Here is a 9,001-nt window from a genome sequence, read left to right on the forward strand (position 1 = left end):
GAGACCTTTCTGGTAACCGCCAATGGCAATGAGACGCTGACCAATTATCCAAGAGCCATTCATGTCAAATAATGTTCCGGACGGACAGTTGGGCGGACTCGAGGCTGAGCTTCACGCGCGCATGATTGAGGTGCGCAGGCACCTCCATCGCCATCCGGAGCTGTCCAACCACGAGCGTGAAACCCAGATCTACCTGAGATCTGCTCTTCATGCGGAAGGCTTGAGTGAAGTTCGGGAAGTCGCGGGCTTTGGCCTGGCGGTCGACATCGTCGGTGCGGCCGCACCGTCCAACCGCAAAGTGGTCATTCGCGCCGATATCGACGCACTTCCAATTGAGGAACAATCCGGCGAACCATTTTCTTCCGAAAATGCCGGCGTCATGCACGCGTGCGGTCATGACGCCCATGCCGCGATGGGCTATGCAGCCGCCGTGCTCCTGCATCGGGCGCGCGAAAACTTCAGCGGAACCGTGCGCATGATCTTCCAACCGGCGGAGGAAGCGGAACCGGTAGGCGGCCGTCGTGTTGTGCAGGAAGGCCTGCTCGACGACGTTGATGGCGCGATTGGCATTCACGTCGATCCCTATACAACGACGGGCAAAATCGCAGTCGGCAGCGGTCCCTACACACTGGCGTCCGATATTTTCGATGCAGTGGTGATCGGTTCGTCCGCCCATGCGGCAAAACCGTCCGAGGGCGTGGACGCCATCGCGGTCGCCTGTTCGATGGTTTCAGAACTGCAGAAGATAGTTTCCCGAGAGATCGATCCGTTCGATCCTCTTGTGGTCTCAGTCACCGGAATTTCAGGGGGCGGAGCGTATAACGTAATCGCCTCGAAGGTAGCACTCAAAGGTACGATCCGAAGCGGCAATGACGAGACCCGCACGTGTGCGTGGCGACGCATCAAGCAAATATTCGAGGGTGTTGCTGCAAGCCATGGCGGGACCGTAACGCTTGACATTACCAAGGGCGAACCCGCGGTCTTCAATGATCCTGAAATGACGGAGATTGTCCGTCGAAATGCGGTCCGGCTGTTTGGTCACGAAAGCACAGTTAGCGCTCCAGGCTGGACGGCCGCGGACGATTTTGGTTATTACAGTGACAAGCGACCTTCCGTGTACTTTCGCTTGGGTATCCGCAACGAGGAAATCGCCTCTGTTTACCCGCTCCATCATCCGAAATTTCGAGTTGATGAGGGAGCACTTTCAGTCGGGGTTTCTACCTTGGTAGCTACTGCCCAAGACTTCTTGGCAATGAGCTAGGGACAAGGATTCGGGCGCGTCATCGCGTCAAAAAAACGAAGTCATGGACGGCCGCAGCCAGGTGGCGGAAGGCATCAGTCGGATAGGTTACCAACAGCCTCCAGAGCGGTCGAAGTAACGAAATTTGCGGCGCCCGTCATTTCTTCGGAGCGCGTCTTGACGTAAACCCGTTTCTGCTGGTGAACCAGCCGATCTTGCCAAACAAAGAAAAGTTCACCCCCCGCAAATTGGAGAATAAATCATGGCCGGGAGACAGCAGCCTTCGAGGCCAGTTGGGTTGCCTAAAGGCCCTACCGTGTTAACGTTTTACCTTGTTCCTGGCTTCGCTTTGCTGTCACTATACTCGGCAATCGAGGCGCTAAGGCTCGCCAATCGCGTACTCGGCTACAGAGCCTATGACTGGCGGCTGATTTCTGAGAAAGGAATGGTTGTTCGGGCAAACTGCGGATCTTCGCTCTTGGCCGATTCTTGCCTGGAAGCAGAGCGCAAGCGCCTGTTTCAGGCCGAGCGTCCGTCTATGTCGATTGTTTGTGCCGACGATAACGTAGAGCAACATTTCAACAAATCCCTGGAAGCTTGGTTGCGCGACTGTAGGCAGCGAGGAATTGCAGTTGGCGCTCTCGGTACCGGCGCCTACGTCCTTGCGAGAGCAGGACTACTCGGAAACAGACGCTGCACAATTCATTGGGAAAAGGAGCCTGGTTTCAGTGAGACATTCAACAGTCTGCTCGTGAACACCAGCATATATAACATTGATCGCGACATCTGGACCTGTGCTGGCGGCTCGACGCCCTTTGATATGATGCTGCAGATGGTTGAGCAAAGCTACGGGGAGTCCACGATAGCAAGTATTTGCGAACTCGGCCTCGTTAATCGCGTACGGAAATCACAGGAACGCCAGCGACTGCCTCTTTCATTCCGCCATCGAAAATTGAATAAGGTAGTCATAAAAGTGATTAATGAAATGGAAAATCACATAGAGCAGCCGCTGCCAACAAAAATCCTTGCATCGAAAGTCGGCTTATCGAGCCGTCAGGTCGAGCGCCTTTTTCGGCTCCACCTCAATCACTCACCGATGCTTTATTATCGCAAATTGCGTATTGAGCGCGCCAGGCTTTTACTGATTCAAACTGCTATGCCGGTCGTGGAGATTGCCATTGCTTGTGGGTTCGTTTCGGCATCGCACTTCTCGAAATGCTTTCGACAAATAGTCGGCATGTCGCCCAATCAAGCACGCAACAGCAAATGTGAAGGAGCGATCGCTGGCACCACAGAACCTTTTTTGTACGCAAATAGCAGGTTCCTCAATAGGGTTTTGGACCACGCGGCTTAACGCGGTGGTGCGGCCGTTCGTGATTTGCTTGAGTCTGGGGAAGAAATGCAGGTCGAAAGAGTAGATATAGATATGCTGGGCCAGCGGCATCCATCCGGCGTGTCGCGCCTTGTCTGAGTGATGAAGGACTGGATTTAAGCGTGCTCCTATGAGCGCACGGCTGATCGGTCAAATCACGTTGCTCACGGGGCCCGAACGTCGGCGGCGGCGGAACTAAGAGGAACGGCGCCAGATTTTGGCTAGGCGTTTTCGCCCGGAGCCTGTGTGACGCAAGTGGCGCAGCGGCAAAGCGGGCTGCTTTGCCCTTGCTCACCGCGAGTTCTTCGAACTTGCCGATGTCGAGGGATCAGGGCGCAAGAAGAGCTACACCCGATCGCACTGGAGGCGGTGCAGCGCCTCGATGTCCTGTTCGATATCGAGCCCGAGATCAACGGACTCAGCGCCGAAGTGCACGCCTGCGCTCGCCAGGAGCGCAGCGCTCAACTGATGGGGACCTTCGCTTGGCTGATCAGCTTGCCAAGCTCTGACGCAACCACGATCTCGCCAAGGCCAATCAACCACACATGCTGCGCCGATGGCCGGCGTTTACCCGCTTTCTCGGCGATGGCAGAATCTCTACATTACGGAACAACGGCTGAACGGCCCCTGCGCTGCGTCCCCCTCGGTCGGAAGGCCTGGCTGTTCTGCGGATCGGATCGCGGCCATCGCACTGTCGTCATCTGCGCTCATCGGCACGGCCAAGCTCAGTATGTCGATCCGCAAGCCTGCCTTACCGATGTGCTTGCACGCGTTGCAGAGCTCCCCGCCAACCCCTCGACGAGTTGCTGCCGTGGAACTAGCGCAAGCCCGCCGCAATCGCAGCCTGACAATGCACATCAACAAGATCCATTCCGTGCGAAGCATCGCACGCGTCGCGCGGGAACTCGGTGAAAAATGAAGACTGGCTCGCCGAAATCGCCATCGAAATGAACCCGACGACGGCGTCATCGCCTTCTCCGAATTCGGCATCGAAAGCCTTCAAACCTCACCCATCCACCGCGACGAAGACAAATAGGTCCGTCCACGTCCCCCACCGGATGGATACGCCAATGAAGGCGGCCCGATCGGCGCCTCGATCGGTGCGTGCGAACAGCCAAGCTTTTCTGCCGAGAGCGAAGCGTACGAGCGCGCCGCTCGGCGGCATTGTCAGGCAGATCCGACCGTAGCTAAGAATGTGAAGCCGTCCCAGCGCTTCAGCATGTGGTCGATGGCTCGGCAACCGGAGAACTCGGCGACAACCTTGCCCGCGTCCAGGCCTCAGGTTCGATGACGAGAAGACGGCTTGCGTGCCGGCGTAGTTGCAGACTGAGCGCGGTAATCATATTAGACTGTTCCGTCTACCCTTGATGACGGTGGAGGAATCTGCGCGCCAGGGATTCACCGCTTTTATGCGAATGTAGCCGCGCAACGCCGATCTGCTGCGTTGATTGGGGATGATCGGCGTAAACCGGTCAACTCGATGCGCTACAGTTACGAACGACGCACTGACGGTCCGATTCTGATATTGTAGATGCGGGTGGTTCAAAACTTTTGCAAAGGGTTACCAAGTACGCCTCCTCCCAAGGCGTCCCGGCCCGGCAGCGAGCTCAGTCTCCTGCCGGGCATTCTGAGTATCTGCACCCATTGGCCGGCATCGGCCCTCAACCGGTTTTCACTCGGCGGCAGTTGGTGGCTGCAGAGCAATGTAGAAACCTGGAACATAAGCAGAGTTAGATTGAATGAACAGTCTTGCGGGCGCAGACGGTAATCCAATTTCGCCAGGAGCCTTTGCGCCGCTCACGAACCCGACGTTTCGCTCTATCTGGCTGGCCTCTCAAGTCTCTTCTCTCGGATGGTTGATGCAGACTGTTGCCATCAGCTGGCTGATGGCGACAATCTCGACTTCCGATCTAATGGTAGCGCTGGTACCCGCGTCATCGACGCTGCCCGCCTTCATTCTATCTGTCTTCGTCGGGGCTATCGCCGACAATTTCAACCGTCGCAGGGTCATGTTCGCCGGCCGGTGCATTATGGCGATAGCCTCTGCAATGCTGACCGCCTCTGTGGCGCTGGGCTTTATCGACCCTTGGATGATCCTCGGCTTCAGCTTCTTGATTGCATGCGGCGGCGCTCTCAACGATCCCGCCTGGCAAGCCTCGGTTGGCGATATGGTAGACCGACGCGATGTTCCAGCTGCCGTCACCCTGCTCTCCGTCGGCTTCAACACTGTCCGGACCGTAGGCCCGGCACTCGGCGGCATCGCGGTTGCCTCGTTCGGGCTTCTGACGGCTCTAGCCGTGACCACACTTACATACCTGGTCCCTCTGGGGACCATATGGCGTTGCAAATGGAAGGTTCGCTCTTCGCCTCTGCCGCGTGAGCCGATGAGGACGGCGATCTATGACGGGGTCCGATTCACGGCGATGTCGTCGGAAATCAAGGCGGCGATCGCCCGCGGAACTCTCTTTGGCCTGGCAGGCATCGCCATACTCGCGCTGCTGCCCCTGGTCGTCCGGGATCAACTGGGAGGAGGACCGCTCGCCTATGGCGCCCTCATGGCCGGCTTCGGGACAGGCGCTGTCTGCGCCGGCGTCTCCAATGGCATGTTCAGACGGATCTTGTCTCAAGAACGACTGATGACGCTCGCGTGCGTTGCGTGCGCGGCGTGCTCCCTCTCCCTGGCGCTGACCTCTTCGATTGCCGTGGCGGCAATAGCACTCGCCTTGGGCGGCGCAGGTTGGGTCACCGCCTGGTCCGGAGTTGGCGTGAGCGTGCAGTTGGCAAGCCCGCGCTGGGTCGTGGGGCGCACCATCTCGATCTATTATGCGTTGATAGATGGCGGCATCGCGGCAGGCAGTTGGGTGTGGGGCACGGTGGTCCAGAACCATTCCCTGACCTGGGCGCTGGAGGGTTCTGCTGGTGCTCTGTTGCTCGTCGCTGCGGCCGGCGTCGTGTTTCCTCTTCGCGAGCGCCACGACTCCGAGCCCGATCCTTTAGAGCAATTCGACACCCCGGCAGTCGCCCTCAATCTCAAGCCAAGAAGCGGTCCCATCGTCGTCAAAGTCGAATATCTGATACCCGCGGAAAACGTCGATGCTTTCTTGGACCTCATGCGCGAGCGGCGGCACTTACACAGCCGCGTCGGTGCTCGGCACTGGACACTCCAGCGCAACCTGCAGAAGCCTATGCAATGGACAGAAACGTTCCGCACGCCGACCTGGATGGACTACCTTCGCCTGAACCATCGCCTCACGGAAGCAGACAAGGAAGTGGACGAACGTGTCCTCGAATTGCATGCGGGAGAGGTTTCACCTCAAACGACGCTTTTGATCGAGCGCCCGACAGGCTCGGCCCGCAAGCCCGAGCAATCCGCACCTTATTTTCCCCACCGCTGACAATTAATTGGCGTCCAGCCGCATATCCGAGATGCAAGGCGGCATTTTCAGTGAGGATCATAAAACAGCGAGAACGCGAAATAACAGAGAGAGGTTCGAGTGCTAAGAACATGATTCAAGACACTGTCCGACATCTCGTCATTGACGAGAAACAGAGGTGATGTTGAAGCAAGCACCTAGAGATGCGGTCCAGCATCTTGGTTTTGATTGAAGCCTGCCTCGCAGCGTCTACAGCGAGACTGGGATCTTTAGGATCGGATCGGAGATCACCATCCGATTCGGACCGTGTGGGCTACATTATTGCAAGCACGTGGGCGGCGAATGTGTAAAGCCACTGACACAAGCTGCCGCAGTGTTGTGGCGCGGCTCTTGCAGAACGTCATGTCCCTCCACCGCCGCGTCAGCTTTCGATTGCACGCTGCCGGAGAGGCAAGGGAAGGAACTGACAAGGGCAGACATGCAATCTGTCTTCGAAAGATTTTTGGAACAGCTTTCGGAAGGCGTCGATGAGGTCGATTTCCACAGCGCCTTGGCCTATGTGAGCTCACAATTCGACCTGCTCGCCTTCGCCTACCTCTCGCTGCCGCCGCGGCCAGGTGACAAGCCTATGCTGATCTCAAACTATCCGGCGCCCTGGACAGCCCGCTATCTTGAGCACCAGTACCAGAGCATCGACCCCGTGATCGTGCGTGCCCGCGTCGGCGGATGTCCTTTTCGATGGGGCTCTGCACTACCGGATGTTGAGCCATCAGAAGCTGAGCAGAGGGTCTTTGACGAAGCCGCGCAATTCGGCATCTGCTGTGGCTTGACGATCCCGATTATCGATCTGCGAGGCAATTTTGCGGCGATGACCTTTGCCGCTGACAAGCGCGATCCTGCATTTTCCGCGTCGCGGACCGCTATGACGACGATCTGCCATACGTTGCGACCTGTTTTCACAAGTTCGTTCGACGAAAACTGTCCGCTGACCGAATCGTTGACGGTGTGCCTTTGACGGCGCGTGAATACGAGTGCCTGCAATGGGCAGCACGTGGCAAGACGGCCTGGGAGATCGGCTGCATCCTTGGGGTCACGCGGCGCACGGCCGCGTTTCATCTCGATAACGCCCGTAGGAAGCTCGGCATAACGACCAGAAGCCAGTTGGTTGCGCGTGTCGTCAATTCGAAATCCTCGCATCACTGACAGTCTACCTGTGCAGTTGCACAGGCAGCGCAAACGTCAAGCTTCGCCTCCAATTCCGGGGAAATTTCCCCCGCGAGGAGGCCTTTGATGATCCAGCTGATTTCACCAGACCGCTACGAGGACTTTGCCGACGACCTGCATGCAATGCCTCACCTTCGCTACCGCGTCTTCAAGGAGAGGCTCGACTGGAGGTAAGAGGGAAATGGCGGCTACGAGATCGATTCCTTTGACTCGTTGAGACCTCACTGCCTGTTGCTGCGCGGTTTCGAGGGTCGGGTAGAGGGTTACGTGCGCCTTTTGCCCTCGACCGGCGCGACCATGCTTCGCGACACCTTTCCCATGCTGTTGGAGGAAAAGACGGCGCCTGAGCATCCGAGCATATGGGAAGCAGCCGCTTCGCGATCGACATTGCTTCGTCCGCACCGAAGGGAGCGGGCGGCATTGCGATCGCCACCTACGAGCTTTTCGCCGGCATGATCAAGTTAGGCCTCTCGCGCCAGCTCAGCCATATCGTAGCGGTCACCGACTTGCGCATGGAACGCATCCTTCGTCGCGCCGGCTGGCCGCTTGAGCGGATTGGAGAGCCCCACACGATTGGCGTCACCCGCGCTCTGGCCGGCTTTTGGATGTGTCGGAAAAGATGCTCCAGGTGGTGCGGCAAAACGGTGGCATTGGCGGTCCGGTGCTGTGGGCGCCGGTGCTTCGCCGGGTGGCATGATCACGCGATGACGGCGGCCAGAGGATCACGATCATGCCCATATTGTCGCGCCAGATGCCGATCAGGACTGGCAGGATCACTGCTCCTATGACTGCACCACTCAATTGACGTTGGGTGGCTGGGCTTCGGAGTTCTTGCGTCGCAACCGGGCATTCCAGCTTGATCTGCTCGCTGCGCTCCAGCAGGCCAATACACTGTCTCGTGGAGCCCTTGTCGACCTGATCAGTTCCGCCGGCGATCTCTCGCGCTGGGGTGTTTTGTTTCGCCCCGTCTCACGCACGCAGTGCGACCGTGTTCTGGTGTGTGCGCCGGTGCGTCCATGCATTGCCGGTCGTCGCGGACCAGCCGTCTGCATCGCCAACCGGATCGCTGTTCGACCTGGCGACATTGTCATGTCGAGCGACAGTCCTGCTGAGGCCCGACGAGAGCCAGCACGTCCATCTTCGCAATGCGGAGCATAACCTCCAACTCGCAGTTTCGGGTGCGGATATCCTGCGGCCCGCTTGCCTGCGTGCAGAGGCGATTTGGCCCCCAGCACTTTTGAAACATCGTTTGTGGGGGCTCGAGTGCCTCAATGCCCTTTGTCTCGATGGATAACTGCCCGCCCGCCTGTTTCCGCCCGAAAGACGCGGAGCTCGATTGACCTTCATTCTTCGCGCCCTCAACGGGTCGCTCGCTGGAGCATCCCACCGCGAGATTGCGGAGGCGCTGATTGGAGAAGGGCGCGTCCACTCCGACTGGAACGATCCTCGCGATCACCTGCGCGATCGCATCCGCCGCGCCGTTTCGGCGCGCACCTGGCAGGAGGATCGGCAGGTCGAATGGCACTAAATCGCGGCGGGCAAGCCGATGCAGAATGCCTTTGTGGAAAGCTTCAATGGTCGGCTACTCGATGAGTGTCTCAACGAGACGCTGTTTACTTCGCTGACTCAGGCGCGCGTAACCATCGCCTGTCGCGCATCGACTACAACACCGCGCGGCCGCACTCCCAAAGCGCCTGGCAGACACCGACCGAGTTCGCCACCACCTTCAATCCGCGACGGTCGCTCGCGCTGCGCTATGCCAAAGGCTCCGCGCCAGCGCCCGTCGCTTCA

General features: G+C 58.4%; 6 protein-coding genes and 4 pseudogenes. 8 read left to right on the plus strand and 2 right to left on the minus strand.

The annotated features are described in order from the left end of the window. Positions 1 to 61 precede the first annotated feature (61 nt). Together EN742_RS14295 and EN742_RS14300 are read left to right on the plus strand one after the other, a co-directional pair. Entirely contained in the window at positions 62 to 1,261 is a 1,200-nt protein-coding gene (locus tag EN742_RS14295) for an amidohydrolase (protein ID WP_245492320.1), read from the plus strand. A gap of 241 nt (positions 1,262 to 1,502) precedes the next feature. Next, entirely contained in the window at positions 1,503 to 2,594 is a 1,092-nt protein-coding gene (locus EN742_RS14300) for a GlxA family transcriptional regulator (protein WP_128332940.1), read from the plus strand. Between the two features lie 835 nt (positions 2,595 to 3,429). Here the strand turns inward: EN742_RS14300 and EN742_RS39355 are convergent. Together EN742_RS39355 and EN742_RS14310 are read right to left on the minus strand one after the other, a co-directional pair. Next, positions 3,430 to 3,615 carry a hypothetical protein gene (locus EN742_RS39355; protein ID WP_245492321.1) on the minus strand — a complete coding sequence of 62 codons (186 nt, stop codon included), beginning with the start codon at positions 3,613 to 3,615 and terminating at the stop codon, positions 3,430 to 3,432. 72 nt (positions 3,616 to 3,687) lie between these two features. Further along, positions 3,688 to 3,880 (minus strand): annotated as a pseudogene (locus EN742_RS14310) (transposase); the annotation flags it as partial. Positions 3,881 to 4,351: 471 nt separating this feature from the next. Between EN742_RS14310 and EN742_RS14315 the strand changes: the two are divergent. The 6 genes and pseudogenes from EN742_RS14315 to EN742_RS14335 all read left to right on the plus strand — a co-directional run. Next, positions 4,352 to 6,007 (plus strand): MFS transporter, encoded by a 1,656-nt coding sequence (locus EN742_RS14315; protein WP_128332942.1) that lies wholly within the window; start codon positions 4,352 to 4,354, stop codon positions 6,005 to 6,007. Positions 6,008 to 6,464: 457 nt separating this feature from the next. After that, on the plus strand, positions 6,465 to 7,001 hold the full coding sequence (locus tag EN742_RS14320) for an autoinducer binding domain-containing protein (RefSeq protein WP_189375318.1): 537 nt from the start codon (positions 6,465 to 6,467) through the stop codon (positions 6,999 to 7,001). Next, entirely contained in the window at positions 6,992 to 7,189 is a 198-nt protein-coding gene (locus EN742_RS40235; RefSeq protein WP_348632859.1) for a helix-turn-helix transcriptional regulator, read from the plus strand. Before EN742_RS14320 ends, EN742_RS40235 begins: the two co-directional genes overlap by 10 nt. 87 nt (positions 7,190 to 7,276) lie before the next feature. Beyond that, positions 7,277 to 7,907, plus strand: a pseudogene (locus tag EN742_RS14325) (acyl-homoserine-lactone synthase). Positions 7,908 to 8,546: 639 nt separating this feature from the next. Continuing rightward, a pseudogene (locus EN742_RS39360) lies at positions 8,547 to 8,636 on the plus strand (DUF2285 domain-containing protein); the annotation flags it as partial. Between the two features lie 84 nt (positions 8,637 to 8,720). Then, positions 8,721 to 9,001 (plus strand): annotated as a pseudogene (locus tag EN742_RS14335) (transposase); the annotation flags it as partial.

Source organism: Mesorhizobium sp. M4A.F.Ca.ET.020.02.1.1 (genome assembly GCF_004022645.1).
Taxonomy (GTDB): domain Bacteria; phylum Pseudomonadota; class Alphaproteobacteria; order Rhizobiales; family Rhizobiaceae; genus Mesorhizobium.

Excerpts from the sequence above, each read along its gene's own strand:
- EN742_RS14320 (WP_189375318.1), top strand. The coding sequence starts at position 6,465 with ATGCAATCTGTCTTCGAAAGATTTTTGGAACAGCTTTCGGAAGGCGTC.
- EN742_RS14300 (WP_128332940.1), top strand. The coding sequence starts at position 1,503 with ATGGCCGGGAGACAGCAGCCTTCGAGGCCAGTTGGGTTGCCTAAAGGC.
- EN742_RS14295 (WP_245492320.1), top strand. The coding sequence starts at position 62 with ATGTCAAATAATGTTCCGGACGGACAGTTGGGCGGACTCGAGGCTGAG.
- EN742_RS14315 (WP_128332942.1), top strand. The coding sequence starts at position 4,352 with ATGAACAGTCTTGCGGGCGCAGACGGTAATCCAATTTCGCCAGGAGCC.